The organism is Chitiniphilus purpureus (genome assembly GCF_025642115.1).
In the GTDB taxonomy this organism is placed as follows: Bacteria; Pseudomonadota; Gammaproteobacteria; order Burkholderiales; family Chitinibacteraceae; genus Chitiniphilus; species Chitiniphilus purpureus.
On the sequence record NZ_CP106753.1, the window covers coordinates 2250545 to 2270422 of the forward strand.

15 protein-coding genes are annotated in these 19878 nt (G+C 67.4%); 8 read left to right on the plus strand and 7 right to left on the minus strand.

Annotated elements, in window-relative coordinates; all coding sequences use genetic code 11:
- Positions 1–8 precede the first annotated feature (8 nt).
- The 4 genes from N8I74_RS10485 (at position 9) to N8I74_RS10500 (ending at position 6502) form a co-directional block, all read left to right on the plus strand.
- Entirely contained in the window at positions 9–641 is a 633-nt protein-coding gene (locus N8I74_RS10485; protein WP_263122995.1) for a TetR/AcrR family transcriptional regulator, read from the plus strand.
- Positions 642–687: 46 nt separating this feature from the next.
- Positions 688–1875, plus strand: coding sequence for an efflux RND transporter periplasmic adaptor subunit (locus N8I74_RS10490; RefSeq protein WP_263122996.1), 1188 nt, complete (start codon positions 688–690; stop codon positions 1873–1875).
- 15 nt (positions 1876–1890) lie between these two features.
- Positions 1891–5040, plus strand: coding sequence for an efflux RND transporter permease subunit (locus tag N8I74_RS10495; RefSeq protein ID WP_263122997.1), 3150 nt, complete (start codon positions 1891–1893; stop codon positions 5038–5040).
- Between the two features lie 64 nt (positions 5041–5104).
- Positions 5105–6502, plus strand: a complete 1398-nt coding sequence (locus tag N8I74_RS10500) for an efflux transporter outer membrane subunit (protein WP_263122999.1) — start codon at positions 5105–5107, stop codon at positions 6500–6502.
- Positions 6503–6684: 182 nt separating this feature from the next.
- Here the strand turns inward: N8I74_RS10500 and N8I74_RS10505 are convergent, their stop codons facing one another.
- Complete coding sequence (locus N8I74_RS10505; RefSeq protein WP_263123000.1) at positions 6685–8568, minus strand: MFS transporter; 1884 nt, start codon at positions 8566–8568, stop codon at positions 6685–6687.
- A gap of 241 nt (positions 8569–8809) precedes the next feature.
- On the opposite strand from N8I74_RS10505, the gene N8I74_RS10510 reads away from it, so the two are divergent.
- The 3 genes from N8I74_RS10510 to N8I74_RS10520 all read left to right on the plus strand — a co-directional run bounded on the left by N8I74_RS10510 (position 8810) and on the right by N8I74_RS10520 (position 12317).
- Entirely contained in the window at positions 8810–9211 is a 402-nt protein-coding gene (locus N8I74_RS10510; protein WP_263123001.1) for an Hsp20/alpha crystallin family protein, read from the plus strand.
- On the plus strand, positions 9208–11625 hold the full coding sequence (gene lon / locus N8I74_RS10515; protein ID WP_263123002.1) for an endopeptidase La: 2418 nt from the start codon (positions 9208–9210) through the stop codon (positions 11623–11625). The genes N8I74_RS10510 and lon overlap by 4 nt, the downstream gene beginning before the upstream one ends.
- 149 nt (positions 11626–11774) lie before the next feature.
- Entirely contained in the window at positions 11775–12317 is a 543-nt protein-coding gene (locus N8I74_RS10520) for a hypothetical protein (RefSeq protein ID WP_263123004.1), read from the plus strand.
- A 142-nt stretch (positions 12318–12459) separates the two neighbouring features.
- Here the strand turns inward: N8I74_RS10520 and N8I74_RS10525 are convergent, their stop codons facing one another.
- The 4 genes from N8I74_RS10525 to N8I74_RS10540 are packed head-to-tail and all read right to left on the minus strand — an operon-like array spanning position 12460 to position 17148.
- Positions 12460–12924: a response regulator gene (locus N8I74_RS10525; RefSeq protein ID WP_263123005.1), complete on the minus strand. Its 465-nt coding sequence runs from the start codon at positions 12922–12924 to the stop codon at positions 12460–12462.
- Positions 12917–15277 (minus strand): ATP-binding protein, encoded by a 2361-nt coding sequence (locus N8I74_RS10530; protein ID WP_263123006.1) that lies wholly within the window; start codon positions 15275–15277, stop codon positions 12917–12919. The genes N8I74_RS10525 and N8I74_RS10530 overlap by 8 nt, the downstream gene beginning before the upstream one ends.
- Positions 15274–15924: a response regulator transcription factor gene (locus N8I74_RS10535; RefSeq protein WP_263123007.1), complete on the minus strand. Its 651-nt coding sequence runs from the start codon at positions 15922–15924 to the stop codon at positions 15274–15276. Before N8I74_RS10535 ends, N8I74_RS10530 begins: the two co-directional genes overlap by 4 nt.
- Positions 15925–15927: 3 nt before the next feature.
- Positions 15928–17148 carry a sensor histidine kinase gene (locus N8I74_RS10540; RefSeq protein WP_263123008.1) on the minus strand — a complete coding sequence of 407 codons (1221 nt, stop codon included), beginning with the start codon at positions 17146–17148 and terminating at the stop codon, positions 15928–15930.
- A 173-nt stretch (positions 17149–17321) separates the two neighbouring features.
- On the opposite strand from N8I74_RS10540, the gene N8I74_RS10545 reads away from it, so the two are divergent.
- Positions 17322–17849 (plus strand): SgcJ/EcaC family oxidoreductase, encoded by a 528-nt coding sequence (locus N8I74_RS10545; RefSeq protein ID WP_263123010.1) that lies wholly within the window; start codon positions 17322–17324, stop codon positions 17847–17849.
- Positions 17850–17855: 6 nt separating this feature from the next.
- Here the strand turns inward: N8I74_RS10545 and N8I74_RS10550 are convergent, their stop codons facing one another.
- Both N8I74_RS10550 and N8I74_RS10555 read right to left on the minus strand, forming a co-directional pair.
- On the minus strand, positions 17856–18599 hold the full coding sequence (locus N8I74_RS10550) for a DUF72 domain-containing protein (RefSeq protein WP_263123012.1): 744 nt from the start codon (positions 18597–18599) through the stop codon (positions 17856–17858).
- A gap of 94 nt (positions 18600–18693) precedes the next feature.
- The gene (locus N8I74_RS10555) at positions 18694–19857 is read right to left on the minus strand and encodes an AAA family ATPase (RefSeq protein ID WP_263123013.1); all 1164 of its coding nucleotides are present in this window, start codon (positions 19855–19857) and stop codon (positions 18694–18696) included.
- Positions 19858–19878 lie beyond the last annotated feature (21 nt).

The following is a 19878-nucleotide window of genomic DNA, read 5'->3' on the forward strand; positions in this document are numbered from 1 at the left end:
ACTCGGCCATGTCTTCAGCTCCGCCTTGCCCTACCGACTGCGCTGCGCGGGTACTCGATGCCGCGCTCGAAGTGTTCCGTGAATACGGTTACCGCAGCAGCATCGATGCCGTGGCGGCGCGGGCCCAGGTGGCGCGGCAGACGATCTACAACCATTTCGGCAACAAGGAGACGTTGTTCTGCACTGCGTTGACCCGTGCCGTGCAGGAGGTATTCAGCACCCTTGGCACAGGTGACGGCGATTGCCGCGAACGCCTGGTCCGCTTTGGCCTGACCTTCCGCCAGCGCGTGCTCTCGCCCGAGTCGATCAATATGCACAAGGTGATGGTGAGCGAGTCCGGGCGTTTTCCGGAACTGGCGCAGAGCCTCTACCAGAGTTGTTACGTCTACAGCCGCACGCAGATGGCGGACCTGTTGCAATGCGCCATGCAGCAAGGCGTGCTGCGGCAGGATGACCCGATGGAGGCGGCCAACATCCTGATCGACATGTTGATCAGCCACGATCACACCTTGCTGGTGTTCGGCGGCGGTCCGCTCGATCCACAACAGGAACTCGATAAGGTGAACCGGGCGCTGGAGCTGTTCCTGCGCCTGTATGCCTTGCCGGCGGCGCCCGCCACGACGGATGCCGCATCCCAATAAATAACAAACAAAAGCTGTTCCCAGAATCCCGAACAAAGGAGAAATCATGTCGCATCCCCATTTCGGAAGGCTCACCCTGGCGGCCGCCATCGTGCTGGCGCTGTCTGCCTGCAGCAAGGGCGATCAGCAGGCCGGTGGGCCCGGCGGCGGCCAGATGCCGCCGGCCGAGGTCGTCGTCGCCACTGCCCGCTCGGGCGATGTGGCGGTCACGCGTGACCTGACCGGGCGCGTGCTGGCCTACCGCACTGCCGAGGTCTGCGCACGGGTCGAGGGCATCCTCGAAAAGCGCCTGTTCACCGAAGGCGGCGAGGTCCGTGCCGGGCAGACGTTGTTCCAGATCGACCGGGACATGCTTGAGGCGGCGGCGGCGGCGGCGCGTGCCAACCTCGCCAAGGCCAACGCCAATGTCGCGATCGCGCGGCAGACCGCCGAGCGCTATCGCGCGCTGATCAACGATCAGGGCGTCTCGCGGCAGGAGCTGGACCAGGCCGAGGCCGGGCTCAAGGAGGCACAGGCGAATGTTGCCAATGCGCAGGCCACGCTCAAGCAGGCGCAGATCGACCTGGGCCACGCGCTGGTGACCGCCCCCATCTCCGGCCGCATCGGCCGCGCCTTCGTCACCGAAGGCGCGCTCGTCGGCAAGGGCGAGGCGACCCATCTGGCCACCATCGAGCAGCTCGACCCGATCTATGTGGACTTCACCCAGTCCGGCGCGGACATGCTGCGGCTGAAGAAGTCCATCCTCGAAGGCAAGATGAAGGCCACCGACCTGCCGGTCGAGATCGTGCTCGAAGACGGCAGCGTCTACCCGCTCAAGGGTGAGCTCAAGTTCGCCGAGCAGACCGTCGACCCCAGCACCGGCGCTGTCACGCTGCGTGCGCAGTTCGCCAATCCCGACCGGCTCTTGCTGCCCGGCATGTTCGCCACCGTGCGCTTTGCGCAAGGGGCGGTGGGCGGCGCGGTCAAGGTGCCGCAGCGTGCGGTGATGGCCAATCCGCAGGGGCAGTTCGTCTACGTGGTCGGCGCCGACAAGAAGGTCACCGTGCGCCCGGTGAAGACCGGTGGTTTCTCGGGTCAGGACTGGGTCATCACCAGCGGCCTGAAGAACGGTGAAAAGGTCATTGTCGACGGGCTGCAGAAGGTCGCGCCCGGTGCACCGGTCAACCCGGTCGACGAGGGCGCCAAGGCGGCACCGCAGGCCCAGAAGGCCCCGGCGCCTGCCCAGCAGCAATAAGGGGAGCGCACACGCATGTTAGCCCGTTTCTTTATCGATCGACCCATCTTCGCGTGGGTGATCGCCATCATCATCGTGCTCGCCGGCCTCCTGGCGATGCGCAGCCTGCCGATCGCGCAGTATCCCGAGGTCGCCCCGCCGGGGCTGTCCATCACCACGTCCTACCCCGGCGCCAGCGCCAAGGTGGTCGAGGAGACGGTCACCTCGCTGATCGAACAGGAGATGAACGGCATCGAAAATCTGTTGTACATGTCGTCGGAGAGCGATAGCGCCGGCAACATGACCATCCTCTTGACCTTCCGTACCGGCACCAACCTCGACATCGCCTCGGTCGACGCGCAGAACCGGGTCAAGCGGGTCGAGGTGCGCCTGCCCGAGGAAGTGCGTCGGCAGGGGGTGCAGGTGCTCAAGTCGCGCGACAACTACCTGCTGTTCCTGACGCTGTTCTCGCCCGATGGCAGCTATGACGAGGTGGCGCTGGGCAGCTATGTCAACGCCAACATCATCGATGCGCTGCGGCGCGTGCCGGGTGTGGGCGAGGCGCAGCTGTTCGGTTCGGAATACGCCATGCGCATCTGGCTCGATCCGGCCAAGCTTGCCGGCTTCAGGATGGGGCCGGGCGAGGCGCTGGCGGCGGTGCGCGCACAGAACGTGCAGCTGGCCACCGGTGAGATCGGCGCGTTGCCGGCATCCAAGAACCAGCAGTTCACCGCCACCGTGGTGACGCAGGGCCGCTTCGTCACGCCCGAGGAGTTCGGCAACATCGTGCTGCGCGAAGGCGCGAACGGCGCGCTGGTGCGGCTCAAGGACGTGGCCAGGGTGGAGCTGGGCGCCGCGAGCTACGACGTGAGCGCGCGCCTGAACGGCAAGCCCATTGCCGCGATCGGGATCAAGCTCTCGCCCGATGGCAACGCGGTACAGACCTCGCAGGCGATCCGCGCCAGGATGGCCGAGCTGGCGAAGTACTTTCCCAAGGGCGTGAGCTGGGAGCTGCCGTACGACACCTCCAAGTTCGTCGACATCTCGATCAAGGAAGTGCTCAAGACGCTGGCCGAGGCGATCGCGCTGGTGTTCGTCGTGATGTATCTGTTCCTTGGCAACCTGCGTGCCACGCTGATCCCGACCATCGTGGTGCCGATCGCGCTCACCGGCGCCTTGCTCGGCCTGTACCTCTTTGGCTACTCGATCAACGTGCTGACCATGTTCGCCATGGTGCTGGCCATCGGTATCCTGGTGGACGATGCCATCGTGGTGATCGAGAACGTCGAGCGCATCATGAGCGAGGAGGGCCTCGCGCCGCGCGAAGCCACGCAGAAGGCGATGGGCCAGATCGTCGGCGCCATCATCGCGATCACGCTGGTGCTGACGGCGGTGTTCATCCCGATGGCGTTCTTCTCCGGCTCGGTCGGCGCCATCTACCGCCAGTTCTCGGTCACGCTGGTGCTGACCATGTTCTTCTCGGCGCTGATGGCGCTGACGCTCACCCCGGCGCTGTGCGCAACGCTGCTCAAGCCGGTGAAGAAGGGCGAGGATGGGCATGGTTCCAAGGGTTTCTTCGGTTGGTTCAACCGCAAGTTCCTCGCCACCACGGATGGTTACCGGAACTGGGTGGCACGCATCCTGCGCCGCAGTGGCCTTGCGCTGCTGTTCTTCGCGCTGCTGCTGGCGGTGACCGGCTGGCTGTTCGCCCGGCTGCCAAGCTCGTTCCTGCCTGAAGAGGACCAGGGCTACTTCATCAACGTGGTGCAACTGCCGGCCGGCGCCACCCGCGAGCGCACGCTGCAGGTGGTCGAACAGGTGGAAAAGCACTTCATGTCGCAGCCCGGGGTCGACCGCGTGGTCTCGGTGGTGGGCTTCTCGTTCTTCGGCCGCGGCCAGAATGCGGCGCTCGCGTTCGTCACCCTCAAGGACTGGGACGAGCGCACCACCGACGAAACCCAGCTCGATTCGCTGGTCGGCATGGCCAACATGGCGCTGTTCCAGATCAAGCAGGCGTTCATCTTCTCGACCAACGTGCCGCCGATCCCGGAACTGGCATCGGTCGGGGGCTTTGACTTCCGGCTGCAGGACCGGGCTGGTCTTGGGCGCGAGCAGTTGCTGAACGCGCGCAACATGCTGCTGGGCATGGCGGGCCAGAACCCCAATCTGGCCGGGGTGCGCCCTGAAGGCCAGGAGCCGGGACCGCAGGTCTACCTGGAGGTGAACAAGGTCAAGGCGAGCCAGCTGGGCGTTGACATGAACGAGCTGAACGACACCCTCGCCGTCGCGCTGGGTTCGGCCTACGCGAACGACTTCGTGCGCGAAGGCCGGGTGCTGCGGGTGCTGATGCAGGCATCGCCAGACGCACGCATCCAGCCGGAGGACCTGTTGAAGCTGCAGCTCAAGACGCGTGAAGGCAAGCTGGTGCCGCTGTCCGAGGTGGCCACCACGCAATGGATCGTCGGCGACGCCAAGCTGGACCGCTACAACGGTCTGCCGGCCTACAAGATCGCCGGCAGCGCGGCGCCGGGCAAGAGCTCGGGCGATGCGATGGACGCGATGGAGGAGATGGCCACCAAGCTGCCGCCGGGTGTGGGTTTCGAGTGGTCCGGCACCTCGTATGAGGAACGGCTCTCGGGTGAGCAGGCGCCCGCGTTGTTCGCGCTGTCCATCCTGGTGGTGTTCCTGTGCCTGGCTGCGCTCTACGAGAGTTGGTCGATCCCGTTCGCCGTGTTGTGGGTGGTGCCGCTGGGGATCTTCGGTGCGGTGCTGGCGATGACGCTGCGAGGGCTGCCCAACGACGTGTACTTCAAGGTCGGCCTGATTGCCATCATCGGCCTGTCAGCGAAGAACGCCATCCTGATCATCGAGTTCGCCCGCGAGATGCAGCGGCATGGCATGAACGCCGTCGATGCCACGCTGGAAGCCTGCCGGCTGCGCTTCCGTCCGATCCTGATGACCTCGATCGCCTTCATCGCCGGCGTGATGCCGCTGGCGATCAGTTCGGGCGCGGGTTCAGCCAGTCGCCACGCGCTGGGCACCGGCGTGATCGGCGGCATGATTGCCGCCACCGTGCTCGCCGTGTTCCTGGTTCCGGTGTTCTTCGTGGTGGTCCGGCGCTTCTTCCCGGACAAGGGTGCGTCGACGTATGGCGTCGATACGCAACCGGCCAACGATCATCGATGAATCCGGCGCGCCGGCTGGGGCCGATATTGCGGCCCCGGCCGGCGGCGCACTAAAAGGAATAGCCATGCAGCAACGCATTTTCATGTTATTGCCCATCGCCGCACTGCTCGGTGCATGCTCGATGGCCCCGAAGTATGAGCGCCCGCCGCTGCCGGTACCCGGGCAGGTCGGCAGCGGTGCCGAGGCGGCCGCGGCGAGCGTGCCGGGCTGGCAGGACTACTTTGCCGATCCGTCGCTCCGGACCTTGATTGAGCAGGCGCTCGAGAACAATCGCGACCTGCGCATCGCCGTGGCCCGCATCGAAGAGGCGCGGGCCCTCTACGGCGTGACGCGGGCCGACCGGTTGCCCACGCTCGCCGCCGGCGCCGGCATGCAGGCCGGCCGCACCCCGGGCACGTTGACGCCGGATGGCACGGCCCAGACCAGCCGCCGTTACGATGTCAACCTGGGCATCACCGCATTCGAAGTCGATTTCTGGGGGCGGGTGAAGAGCCTGTCCGATGCGGCACGCAACCAGTATCTGGCGACTGAGGAGGCGCAGCGCGCGATGCGTGCCACGCTGATCGCCGACGTGGCCAACGCGTACTGGAACGCCCGGGCGTTCGACGAGCGCGCCGAACTGGCGGGCAAGACCGCAAAAAGCCTGGAGGAAAGCGCCAAGGTGATCGACCGGCGCCTGGACGCGGGGCTGGCCAACCGGCTGGACGCCCTACAGGCGGGCGTCGCGGTCGACGAGGCCCGTGTCAGCCAGGCCGACCTGGAGCGCCAGGCCCGCAATGCCCGTAATGCGCTGCAGGTGCTGACCGGTGCGCCGGCGATGCTGCCGGCCGCCGCTGCCTCCCTGGTCACGACGCTGCCGCAGACGCGGGTGCCGGACGGATTGTCCTCGACGGTGCTGCTCGACCGGCCGGACGTGCGTCAGGCCGAGTATGCGCTCCAGGCCGCCAACGCCAACATCGGCGCCGCCCGCGCCGCGTTCTTCCCGCGGGTGACGCTGACCGGCAGCGCCGGCACGGCCGGCGCACAGCTGTCCGACCTGTTCGACGGCGGCAGCCGTGCCTGGAGCTTCGTGCCGCAGATCTCGCTGCCGATCTTCGACGCCGGGCGCAACCGCGCCAACCTTGATCTGGCCGAGGCACGCAAGGTGATCGCGGTGGCCGAATACGAGCGTGCCGTGCAGGTGGCGTTCCGCGAGGTGGCCAACGTGCTTTCGGACCAGCAGGGCCTGCAGGAATACATGGTGGCCCAGGAGCGGGTGGTCGCCCGACAGGGCGAGCGACTGAAGGCGGCGCAGGCACGCTACGACGCCGGCCTGGTTGGCTATCTGGACGTGCTCGAAGCGCAGCGTGCGCAACTTGCGGCGCAGCAGAGCCTGATCGATGCGGCGCGGGCGCGGCTGGCGGTGACCGCCGAAGCGTTCAAGGCGCTCGGTGGCGACGAGCCGCCGCGTAACGACAACTGACCCGCGACGGGCCCGGATCGCCTGCATCCGGCCCGAAGCACCACGGCGCCCTGGCTTGCCGCCACGGCGCCGTTTCCGTTTGGTGCAGGCTGGGGCCGCTGCAACACGGTGTCACAGTGCCAGCCGGGGCCGGGATGCAGCGCGCGGCGGGCAGCTGTGGTCTTCCGGCCTTGGGCCTGCGCTTATCGCCAATCCCCGCGCAGCGCGCGTACCTGCGCTTCCAGTGCCTGCCGGTCGGCCGCCTCTGGCGGCAGCGGCGGGCCGATCACCAGTTCGATCCGCGACCAGAACCGGCGCGGCAGCTTCATCATCGCCGCACCGTCCTTGCGACTGAAGAAACTGCCCCACATGCCGCGCAATGCCATCGGCACCACCGGTACCGGCGTACGCGCGATGATCTGATCGATGCCGGGCCGGAACGCCTGCATCTGGCCATCGCGTGTGATCCCCCCTTCCGGGAAGATGCAGACCACCTCGCCGGCAGCCAGGTACTGCGCCACCCGCTCGAACGCCTGTGCCTTCAGCTGCGGGTCTTCCTTGGCCGGCGCGATGGGGATGGCGCCGGCGGTGCGGAAGATGAAGTTGAGCACCGGCACCTTGAAGATGCGGTGGTCCATCACGAAGCGCACCGGGCGGCGCACCATGCCGGCGATCACCTGCGAATCCATGAAGCTGACGTGGTTGCACACCAGCACGCACGGTCCGTGCTCCGGGATATGCTCCAGGCCCTTGCAGCGCACGCGGTACAGGGTATGTACGCCGATCCATACCAGGAAGCGCATCAGGAATTCCGGCAGCAGCGTGTAGATATACAGTGCCACCGCGATGTTCATCAGCGAGACTGTCAGCAGCAGCATCGGCACACTTAGCCCGGCCTGCAGCAGTACGATGCTCATGCCGGCGGCCACCACCATGAACAGCGCGTTGAGGATGTTGTTGGCGGCGATGGCGCGCGAGACGAATTCGCGTTCGGTGCGGGTCTGCACCAGTGCATACAGCGGCACGGTGAACAGTCCGCCGAAGGCGCCCATCAGCATGATATCCAGCATCACCCGCCAATGCCCCGGCTCGGCCACGAAGCTTGCCACGGTGTACGGCATCGCTGCGGGTGCGCCGGTGAGCGCGAAATACAGATCCGCGCCGAACACGCTCATGCCGATGGAGCCGAACGGCACGAGGCCCAGCTCGACGCGGCGACCGGACAGCTTTTCGCACAGCGCCGAGCCGATGCCGATGCCGGCCGAGAACAGCGTCACCAGCAGCGTATAGACACCCGGGTCGCCGCGCAGCGTGCGATGCGCCAGGTCGGGCAGCTGCGTGAGGTAGACCGAGCCGAAGAACCAGAACCACGAAATGCCCATCAGGCTGTGGAACACGGTGCGGTTGCCGTGCACGTGCCGCAGGATGTGCCAGGTCTCGCCCAGGATGTTCCAGTTGATCGCAAGGCCGGGCGCCGGGGGCGGCGCCGCCGGCATGCTGCGGCTGAACAGCCAGCCCAGCACCGCGACGCCCACGCAGGCGTAGATGATGGGCGCGCTCGCGTGGGGGGCGTGCTGGACGATCAGCGTGCCGGCGATCTGGCCCAGCAGGATGGCGATGAAAGTGCCGGCTTCGATCAACCCGTTGCCGCCCAGTAGCTCCTCCTGCCTGAGGTATTGCGGCAGCACCGAATACTTGAGCGGGCCGAACAGGGTGGAATGCACCCCCATCAGGAAGACACAGGCGAACAGGATGCTGGCGTTCCGTTGGAAGAATCCGACCCCGGCCAGTGCCATGATCGCGATCTCCAGCAGTTTCACCCAGCGCGCCAGCTGCGCCTTGTCGTACTTCTCGGCCAACTGGCCGGCCAGCGCCGAGAACAGGAAGAACGGCAGGATGAATATCCCGGCCACCGCGTTGGCCAGCGTCTTGGCATCCAATCCCGCCGCCGACAGCCCATAGAAGGTGATCATCACCAGAAAGGCGTTCTTGAACAGGTTGTCGTTGAAGGCGCCGAGGAACTGGGTGCCGAACAGCGGCAGGAAGCGGCGCGAACGGAGCAGGTCGAACTGGTTGGGATGGTGCATGGGCGCGCTTCGGCAATGAGGGCGCGGCTAGTCTAGCGGAATCCGTAGCCGGGCAGGGCGATGCCATGCATGACGTCGACATGGATCTGCAAGGGCGCCATCGGCGCTATGCCGGATGCGGCCACCGCATGTCGCGTCAGGCTGGCGATTGCCGTCGGCGACTGCCTGGCGCGGGTGCGTTTTGCTTGAAACCGCGTGGGGGAGCGCCATCTATACCGATGAATCCCGAGGGTGGAGCACCATGAGATCACGCGATCTGTCGTCCTGGATGTGGGGAGATGCGCTGTCGCTGCTGGAGCAGGCCGAGCGGCTGCACCAGCGCTTTTGCCGTACCGAGCGCCACCCGACGTGGGAACCGCCGGTCGATGTGCTGGAGGACGAGCACACGCTGGTCGTCTACGTGGCGCTGCCCGGCGTGCCGGCCTCGGCCGTCCAGGTGCGTTTCCATCCGGCCGGCGTCACCGTCTCCGGTGTACGGCGCTTTCCGGGGGCGCCCTCGGCGCGCATCCATCGGATCGAGATCCCATACGGCCATTTCGAACGCCATATCCTGCTGCCGCTCGATGCCCTCGAACCCGCGCCGCCACACCTGGCGGATGGCTGCCTGGTACTCAAATTCGACAAGCTCAAGGAGGCCGTATGAAGCAATGGCCGATGTTGCAGCAGACCTGGTCCGGCGAAGGCGTTCCGCATGACGGGGGCGATGCGCCGGCGCAGACGGCACTGATCCATGCGCTCAAGCCGCTGCCACCCGACGCGATGATCCTGATCCCGCTACGCCATGCGGTGCTGTTTCCCGGCGTGCTCTCGCCGGTGACCATCGGACGGGCAAGCTCGGTCGCTGCCGCGCAGCACGCGGTGCGCAACGAGCTCAATGTCGGTTTCCTGCTGCAGCGCGATCCGCAGCAGAGCAATGCCCAGCCGTCCGACCTGTACTGGGTCGGCACCGCCGGCCCCATCGTGCGCTACATCACCGGGCACGAAGGCGCGCATCACCTGGTGGTGCAGGGACAGGGGCGGTTCCAGGTGCAGGAATTCCTGGAAGGCTGGCCCTTTCTGGTGGCTCGGGTGGCGATGGTGGAACCGCCGCAGCTGGAAAGCCCGCAGATCGAGGCGCGCTTCCTGCAGCTCAAGGAACGCGCCATCGAAGCCATCGGGCTGCTGCCGCATGTGCCCGACGAGCTGGCCGACGTGGTGCGCGGCATCGAGGGCCCGGCGGCGCTGGCCGACATGGTGGCCAACCTGATCGACGTGAAGGTCGAGGAAAAGCAGGACATCCTGGAAACCTTCGATCTGATCCGGCGCCTGGACAAAGTGCTGGCGCTGCTCTCATCGCGCGTGGAAGTGCTCAAGCTGTCACGCGAGATCGGCGAGAAGACCCGTGCCCAGTTCGACGAGCGTCAGCGCGAGCATGTGCTGCGCGAGCAACTGCGCCAGATCCAGAAGGAACTGGGCGAAGGCGAGGACGATGCGGCCGAGCTGGCCGGGCTCAAGGAAGCCATCGAGCACGCAGGCCTGCCCGAGCAGACGCTCAAGCACGCACGCAAGGAGTTCAAGCGCTTGCAGCGCATGGGCGAGAATGGCGCCGAATACGCGATGCTGCGCACCTATCTGGAGTGGCTGACCGAATTGCCATGGCAGGCCGCGCCGCAGGAGCCCATCGATATCGCGCGGGCGCGGCAGGTGCTGGACGAGGACCATTTCGGGCTGGGCAGGATCAAGCGCCGCATTCTGGAATACCTGGCGGTGCGCAAGCTGAACCCGCAGGGTCGCAGCCCCATCCTGTGCTTCGTCGGCCCGCCCGGCGTCGGCAAGACCTCGCTTGGGCAGTCGATCGCCCGTGCCACCGGCCGTGCCTTCCAGCGCGTGGCGCTGGGCGGCGTGCACGACGAGGCCGAGATCCGCGGGCACCGGCGCACCTACATTGGCGCGCTGCCGGGCGCTCTCATCCAGGCCATGCGCCGTGCCGAGACCACCCACGCGCTGATCATGCTCGACGAGATCGACAAGCTGGGCGCGGGCGGCATGCATGGCGACCCGGCCAGTGCGCTGCTGGAGGTGCTCGACCCGGAGCAGAACAGCACGTTCCGCGACAACTACCTTGCGGTGGATTTCGATCTGTCGCGGGTGATGTTCGTCTGCACCGCCAACCAGCTCGACACCATTCCCGGCCCGCTGCGCGACCGGATGGAGATCATCCAGCTTGCCGGCTACACCGAGGAGGAAAAGCAGCAGATCGCGCGCCGCTACCTGATCGAGCGTCAGCGCGAAGCCAACGGGCTGCAGCCCGGTCAGGCGCAATTGACCGATGCCGCCGTGACGCGGGTGGTACGGGACTACACACGCGAAGCCGGCGTGCGCAACCTGGAGCGCGAACTGGGCGCGTTGTTGCGCCATGCAGCGATGCAGATCGCCGAAGGCCAGGCCAGGCAGGTGACGGTGGACGCAGGCGATGTGCCCGCCATCCTCGGCGCACCTCGCTTCGAGAGCGAACTGGCACTGCGTGCCGGCCTGCCCGGGGTGGCCACCGGCCTTGCCTGGACGCCGGTAGGCGGCGACATCCTGTTCATCGAAGCGGGCAAGGTGCCGGGCAGCGGCCGGCTGATCCTCACCGGGCAACTGGGCGACGTGATGAAGGAGTCGGCACAGGCGGCGCTGACGCTGGCCAAGACCTGGACCGGCGAAGCGCTGGAGAAGGTGGACGTGCACGTGCACGTGCCGGCCGGTGCCACGCCCAAGGACGGGCCCAGTGCCGGAGTGGCGATGTTCCTGGCGCTGGTCTCGCTGTTGACCGACAGGCCGGTGCGGCCAGACGTGGCGATGACCGGCGAGGTGAGCCTGCGCGGGCTGGTGCTGCCGATCGGCGGCGTCAAGGAAAAGACATTGGCGGCGCTGCGCGCCGGCATCCATACCGTGATGCTGCCGCGTCGCAACGAAAAAGACCTGGAAGACGTGCCACCCGAGGCGCGCGCGCAGCTGGAATTCATCTGGCTGGAACGCGTCGAGGACGCCGTGCAGCATGCCATCGGCGATCTGGTGCCTGCGCTGCGGGCGTGATTACCGGTACGCCGCCGGGTTGCTGAGGCTGGCCACCGGGCAGCGGCCATGATCCGGCCGCAACAACGGTGTCCGGGAGGTTGACAGCCTGATTGGAAGGGCCATGCTGTCGACATGGCCGCCTTCGCTGCCGCTCCTGGAGCCCTGCCGTGCCACATCGCCTGCTTTGGATCGTGCTGATGCTTTGCAGCTGGGTTGGCATCGCCGGCGCCGCCACTGCCGACACCCCGCTTGCGACACCAGCGGCTTCTGCCGCATCGGTGTCGCTGCCGCTTGCGGATGAGGCGGCCTATACCGCCGAGATCAATGCCTGGCTGGAACGGCAGCGCCGTGAGCAGGAGGCCTACCTGGTACGGCAGGCATGGATCGCGCGGGGCGTGCTGCTGGGGCTGACCGCCGGGTTCGCCGTGTTTGCGCTGGCGGTGTGGCGTACCGGCAGGCCCCCGCTGTTCAAGGCCAGCCGCATCTTGCTCTGGACCCCATGCTTCCTGCTGGCTGCAACCTGGTTCTTCCCGATGCTGATCATCGCGGTGCTGGCGTTCGCGCCCGTCTTGCCCTGGCTATGGTGGAAAAGGGTGCTGCCCTGGCTGGAGCTTGCCGCCGCCTCGGTACTGTATCTCACCGCGCTGGGCGGCTTGTGGCTGGTGTTCTCGACGCTGGCCCAGTTGGCCAGCCAGGGAGCGGGGAGGTGAGGTCAGATGCCGGCGCTCGTCCAGCCCAGTGCCCATGGTGGCGTGATGGGGATGGCCGCCGGGCTGGGGACCGGTGCACCGGCCCCACGCCCACCACTTCCCCGCCACATCCGCCACAGCGCGGTTGCCTGCGCTGCCGGATTCAGCCCTGCCAGCGGCCGAAGCGCGGCGGCGTGGTATGGGGTTGGCGCCGCTGGAGTTCCAGGTACAGCATGCGTGTCTCCAGCAGGTTCCAGATCCGCAGCATGGCTTCGATGGCATCGAATGGCTTGGTCAGGAAGTCCCGTGCGCCGAGGGCCAGCGCGCGTCGTCGCGCTTCCTGGGTCACGTCCGCGGTCAGCACCAGGATGGGCAGGTACTGGTCCGGTGCGATCCGCCGCTGCAGCTGTTCCAGCACGGCGTAGCCATCCAGCTCGGGCATCAGCAGGTCGAGCAGCACCAGGTCCGGCTCGAACGCGTTGAAGAGGTCGAGCGCAGCGCGTGGCTCGTTGGTGCCCAGCACCTGCTGGAATCCTTCCTGCGCCAGCAGCCGCTCCAGCAGCTCCACGTTGGCCGGTTGGTCATCCACGATCAGGATGCGGGCTTGTTGCAACACGTTGTCATTCATGAGGGCGCGCTCTCGGGGCATTCAGAAGGCGGTCGACCACGGCGAGGAACGCCACCACATCCAGCGGTTTGGTCAGATAATCGGCGACGCCGGCGGCGCGCAGCCGCGCTTCGGCGGCGGCAGTGGCATCGGCGCTGATCATCACCACCGGGGTGTGGCGGCTCTCCGGCATCGTCCGCAGTTGTGCCAGCACCGCGTCGCCCGGCAGGTCGGGCAGGTTCAGATCGAGCAGGATCAGGTCGGGGCGGTGCTCGCGTGCCAGCGCCAACCCCAGGCTGCCCTGCATCGCCGGCAGCATGCGTACACCCGGACGGCGCTTGAGGATGTGTTCGAGCAGGGCCAGGTTGGACAGGTTGTCCTCGATGCACAGGATGGTGGACAGCGGGCCGCCGGATGGGAGCGGCTGCGGCACGGCCAGATGTGTCGGTGGGGCGGCGTGCATGCCATCGGCCGCCAGCGGCAGCGTGACCCAGAAGGTGCTTTGCACCCCGGGCATGCTGTGTACGCCGATCCGGCCGTGCATCGCCTCGATCAGCCGTTTGGAGAGCGCCAGCCCCAGCCCCGTGCCTTCGACCTGGCTGCGTTCGGCGCCCAGCCGTTCGAACGGCGTGAACAGCCGTGCCAGCAGTTCGGGCTCGATGCCCATGCCGGTGTCGACCACCTCGATGCGCAACCTGCCGTCCTCCAGCGCGCCCGATACCGTGACCACGCCGCCGGGCTGGCGGTTGTATTTCACCGCGTTGGACAACAGGTTGAGGATCACCTGGATCAGCCGCTGCCGATCGGCAAGGATGCGCCGCTCCAGCAATGGGCCGACTTCGCGCTGCAGCGCCACGCCGGCACTGGCGGCCAACGGCGCGGTCAGTTCGATGGCTTCGTCCAGTACCTCGGCCGCGGGCACGGCCTCCAGTGCCAGCTCCATCCGGCCTGCTTCGATCCGGGCGATGTCCAGCACTTCGTTGATCAGCCGCAGCAGGTGGCGCCCGCCCTTGACGATCTGTTCCACGCTGCGCCGCTGGTTGGGATCGGTGGCTTCCATTTCCATCAGCTGGGCAAAGCCGAGGATGGCGTTGAGCGGCGTACGCAGTTCGTGGCTGATCCGTGAGAGGAATTCGCTCTTGGCCTGACTGGCGCGCTCGGCTTCCTCGCGTGCCTGGCGCAGCGCCTCCTCGGCGGCGCGGCGCTCGGTGATATCGCGTGTGATCTTGGAAAAGCCCCGCAGCTGGCCAGCCTCGTCGCGCAGCGCGGTGATGACCACGTTGGCCCAGAAGCGCGAGCCGTCCTTGCGCAGCCGCCAGCCCTCGCTTTCCACCCAGCCGGTCCGCTCGGCCTGCGCCAGCGCCTCGGCCGGCAGCGTGCCGCGTTCCTCCTGCGGGTAGAACAACGAGAAGTGGCGGCCGACGATCTCCTCGGCGCGAAACCCCTTGATGCGCTCCGCGCCGGTGTTCCAGCTCACCACGTGGCCGGTGGGGTCCAGCGCGAAGATGCCGTAGTCACGTGCGCCCTCGATCACCAGCCGCAGCCGTTCCTCGCTCTCGCGCAGCGCGCGTTCGCGTTCGGCCAGCAGGTGTCCCGCCCGCTCCATGCCGGCCGCCAGGTGGCCGATCTCGTCGGTCTCCGAGCGCAGCGGGACCAGCGCCTCCCCTTGTTCCAGCCGGCGTGCGTTGTCCGCCAGCAGGTGCACGCGGCGCACGATGCCGGTGAAGAACAGCCACACCGCCAGCACGCTGCCCAGAAGGCCCACCCCGGCGGCGGTGCCGGTGACCGCCAGGTAGCGCGAGCGCACCCGATTGGCTTCGGCCTGGCGTTCGGCAAGCAGGATGGCTTCGCGCGCCTGCATGGCGTCGATCTCATTGCGCAGCCGGTCGAACAGCGCCTTGCTGTCCACCAGCGATTGCAGCAGGTGCTGGGTGCGGCTTTCATGCGTATCCAGCCGCGCCTGGTGCAGCGCGGCAAGGCTGGTCAGTTTGTGGCGCACCAGCTGGGCGATCACGGCCAGCCGGAGCCGCTGTTCCGGGTCGCGTACGTCCTGCTCCAGCTGGGCGAGTGTCTGTGGCAGCCGTTGTTCGGCTTCGCGATAGCGGGTGAGGAAGTCATCGCGTCCGATCAGCAGGAAGCCCCGCACACCGGTGGCGGCCTCGGAAATCAGGCTGTGCACCCGGTGGATGTTGCTCTGGATCTTGAGTGTGCGCCTGACTTCGTCCTCGACCCGCAGCGTTTCGCGTTCGACCAGGTAGATCAGCCCGAGCGAGCCGAGCAGGATGGCCAGCGGCATGGCGATGACCACGAGGCCCTTGACCCGCAGCGGCTGGTCGGCCCAGGCATGCCAGAGGCGGTTGCGCCATGCGTTCATGGTGGTGACTCCGGAGTGGGGACCAGGCCGAGTGCCAGCGCGCGTACCGCGGCCTGGGTGCGGTCGGTGACGGCAAGCTTGCCGAGGATGCGCTCGACATGCACCTTGGCGGTGCCGGCGGCGATGCCCAGCCGTTCGCCGATCTCGCGGTTGGACAGCCCGGCCACGATCAGCGCCAGCACTTCGCGCTCGCGGTCGGTGAGCGGTTCGATCTGCTGCCCGCCGCGTGTGCTCATCCGCCGCAGCAGTCGCAACGCCGTATTGCCGTTCAGGAACGGCTCGTCGTTGAGTGCGCGCCGCACTGTGCCGAGCACGTCGGCCCGGGTGGCATCCTTGAGCAGATAGCCCGCCGCACCGGCCGCCAGCGCGGCTTCGAGATAGTCGGGGCTCTCGTACAGCGTGACGATCACCACGCGGATCCCCGGCCAGCGCCTGCGGATCTCGCCTGCGGCGGTCAGGCCGTCTAGCCCCGGCATGCGCACATCCAGCAGCGCCAGATCCGGTTGCAGGCGCTCGCACAGCGCCACTGCCTGACGCCCGTCGCCGGCCTCGGCGATCACCGCCAGATCCGGCTCGCCTTCGAGCAGCGCACGCAACCCGGCGCGGGTCAGCTCGTGGTCATCGGCGATCAACAGGCGGGCCGGCACGGTTCATTGCTCCTTGAGCGGCAGCGAGGCCGAGAGGCGTGTGCCGCGGCCGGGCTGGCTTTCCAGCGTCAGCGCACCGCCCAGCAGCGCACAGCGCTCCTGCATCGCAGACAGTCCCACGCAGCTGTGCGCACGCGCCGCCTGCGGATCGAAGCCGATGCCATTGTCCATGATCACCAGGTGCACACTGCCCGGCACACTCGCCAGACTGACCGCCACCTGGCAGGGCCCGGCGTGCTTGCGCACATTGGAGAGCGCCTCCTGGGCGATGCGGAACAGCGCGGTCTCCAGCACCGGCGGCAGCCGCGGCTGGGTCAGCCTTTCCTCGAAGCTGACCGGCCAGCCTTCGCTGAACAGCTGCTCCGCTTCGCCACGCAGCGCATGTGCCAGCCCGAAGTCATCCAGCACGGTCGGACGCAGTCCGCTGATCAGCGAGCGCGCCTCCTGCACCGCACGCTGTGTCAGCCCCAGCGTGATCTCAAGCGCACCGCGCGCATCCTTGTCACGCGGTGCGTGGCGTTCGGCGAAGGCCTGCAGGCGCTGGTGTGCCGCCGCGGCCACCTGCGCCAGCCCATCGTGCAGGTCATGTGCCACGCGCCGCCGTTCGGCCTCCTGGGCATCGATCAGTTGCTCCACCAGCTGCGCCAACTGCCGCTCGCGTTCGGCCAGCCGCTCCAGCAGCCGGTCGCGTTGCACGGTGGCGGCGATGCTGTCGGCCAACAGCCGCAATGCGGCCATGTCTTCCGTTTCCAGCCGGTGACGCGGTGTGCGGCTGAACAGCACCAATTGCCCGAGCGGCACCGATTCGGCGGTGGTGAGCGGCAACTGCAGCAGCACCGGCAGCATCGCGCCCGGGCCGTCGCCCAGCATGCCTGCCAGCACATCCTGGCTTTGCAGCGGTTGCGCCGCGGGCAGCAACGGGGCCAGCACCGGCAGGCTGACCGCCAGGCTGGCATTGCGTGTGGCGCCCACCTGCCACTCGCGTGCGCCCGGCGTGCCCAGCAGGACCAGCCCCCCGTCCAGGGCACTGAACGCCAGCGCGTGATCCAGTGCCCGGCCCAGCAATTGCGGCAGATCGCCGGGCAGCCCCAGCGCATGGCCGGCCTCGACCAGCAGCCGCAGCCGCGCCGCGCGCGCTTCCGCCGCCCGATACAGGTTGCGCCAGGCATGGGCGGAGGCGCCAGGGTCAAGCGGGTCGGAAGGCGGTGTGAAAGGGGTCGGCATCGTGGTCACCGTCAGAAGCAATCCATGTTAATCCCCGCGCGGCGCGCGCACCTATGCCGGTTGGCATAGCTCGGGTCTGCCGTTCAGCTGATTTGCGCGGGGGGCATGCTTTTTACAGTAGGCCAGCCGTTCGCGACACGGCGGACGCGCTCAAGCCACTCAAGGAGGAGATTATGAAAAAGCTGACCATCACCCTGCTGGGCGCCGCGTTGCTGGCTGCCGGCACCGCCCATGCCGACCGCGATGACCGCGACGAGCGCAACAACCAGGGAATCAACTACGCCAACCTGAACCTGGTCCAGCAGGAGATCGCGCAGCTGTTCGATCGCTGGAACAGGGCGCTGCAGACCGGCAAGCCGGGCGAAGTGGCCAAACTGTATGCCAGGAAAGGCGGTACCCTGCTGCCCACCGTATCCAACGTGGTGCGTACCAACCGTGCTGCCATCCAGGATTACTTCGAGCATTTCCTGGCGCTCAAGCCGTACGGCAGGATCGACCAAAGCAACATCCGCGTGCTGGACGAAGATACCGCAATCGATTCCGGCGTCTATACCTTCGAGATCGTGCGCGACGGCAAGCCGGACAAGGTGCAGGCCCGCTATTCGTTCCTGTACGAGAAGATCGACGGCACGTGGTACATCATGGACCACCATTCGTCCGCCATGCCCGAGAAGGCGGCCCCGGCGGCGCCCAGCCACTGAGGACGCTCATACCGTGACACCGGCGATGCGCTGCAGCTGCAGCGCGTTGCCGGTGGCCGCTCCTGCGGCGGTGTTGTCGAAGATGCACCAGACGGTCCGTCCCTGCTCGCATGCTGCAGTGGCGGCGCTGGCCAGCTGGCGCAACGCCGCATCGGCGTAATCCGAGTAGTACATCTGCGGGCTGCCGTGCCAGCGGTAGTACACCGGCTGTGCCACCGGGCCGGGCTGTGCCGCCGCCGGCACCGGCGCCGGATCGGCGGCGACCTGCGCAATGCCGAATGGCAGCAACTGGGCCAGTGCCTCGGGATGGAACCAACTGGCGTGGCGAGCTTCGAGGGCGACCGGGCCCGGATAGCGCTGCCGCAACGCATCGAAGAAGGCATGGGCCAACGGTGCCTGCCAGCGCAGGCTGGGCGGCAACTGCACCAGCAGGCAACCCAGCCGGTCGCCCAATGCCGATACGGGTGGCAGGAAGGCATCGAGCAGCGCTTCGGGCTGATGCAGGCGTGCTTCGTGCGTGATGCTGCGCGCAAGCTTGACCGAAAAGCGGAACGACGCCGGCACGCTCTGCGCCCAGCGGCGGTAGGTATCGGCCAGGTGCGGCCGATAGAAGCTGCTGTTGATCTCCACTGCATCAAAGACACTGCCGTAGCGCGCCAGTTGGCTGGGGCCGGGTGCAAAGCAATCACGGTGTGCGGCCGGCAGGCTCCAGCCGGCCGTGCCGATCAGAAGGCGGGGCGTGTCATGCATTCGGGATGGGCCGGGCCGGCGGTCCTGGCCGTTGTGGCGTGAAGGGCGATAGGGTCAGTGTGGCCCTGGCGAGCGGGTGCGTCGGGGTGAAAAGTCACCGCTCCAACCAATACCACGCCGGCTCGTCGAGCGCGGCCAGCCCGTGCACACGCGTTTCGCTCCATTCCTTTTCCAGCACCCATGCCTGGCAGTCGGACTGCGCAGTCAGCGCAGCGACCAGTCGTGCGGCGTGCGAAACCACCAGTACCTGTGTCTGGTCGGCCGCCTGTGCGATCAGCCGCGCCAGCGCCGGCAGCAGGTCCGGATGCAGGCTGGTTTCCGGTTCGTTCAACACCAGCAGCCCTGGCGGGCGCGGCGAGAGGAGCGCCGCGAGCAGCAGCAGGTAGCGCAAGGTGCCGTCCGACAGCTCGGCCGCGCGCAATGGCCGCAATAGTCCGGGCTGGTGCAGGCCCAGCATCAAACGCCCCTCATGCGCATCGATCTGCAGCTGTGTACCCGGAAAGGCATCGTGCAATGCCGCCTGCAACCGATCCGGATCACCGATTTCGCGGATGGTCTGCAGTGCCGCTGCCAGGTCGGCGCCGTCGTCGGCGAGCACCTGGGTATGGGTGCCGATCTGCGGTTGCCGCGCCGCTGCATCGCGATCGCTGCGCAACTGGTCGTAGAAGCGCCAGCCGCGGATGCGCTCGCGCATGCGCAGCACCTCCGGTGCCGCCTGTGGATCAGCGCAATGGGCGAACAGGCTGTCAAAACCCGGCAGGTGCTGGTGCACGACCTGCCAGGTCCGGCCCTGGCGCAGCCGCAATACATTGTTGCGCCGCTCGGCGAGCAGGCTGGCTGGGCGCAGCAATGGTCCCGCCCAGATGCATTCGCTCTTGATCTGTGGATCATGGCCGAACAGGGTGGGGGCGCCCGGAATCGGCAGGCCCAGATCGATGGCGTAGCCGAAGTCGTCGCCGGCAAAGCCCAGTCTGAGATTGACTGGCTCCTGGCGCACTGTGCCTTGGACAGGGACGTCGCCGCGCCGCATGGCCTTGGAGAGGTTTTCCGGGCCGGCCCACAATGTCGATTGCAAACCGCCCTCGCGTGCCAGCGCGGCGATCATTCCGCCGTGCGCGCATCCGGCAAGCAGGCGCAGCGCGCGGTAGACATTGGATTTGCCGCTGCCGTTGGCGCCACTGACCACATTGAGCCGGCCAAGTGGCAACACCAGCCGCCGCAACGAGCGGTAGTTGGCGACGGCCAGTGTTTTCAGCATGGCCGGGCTCCTTGCCCTGGC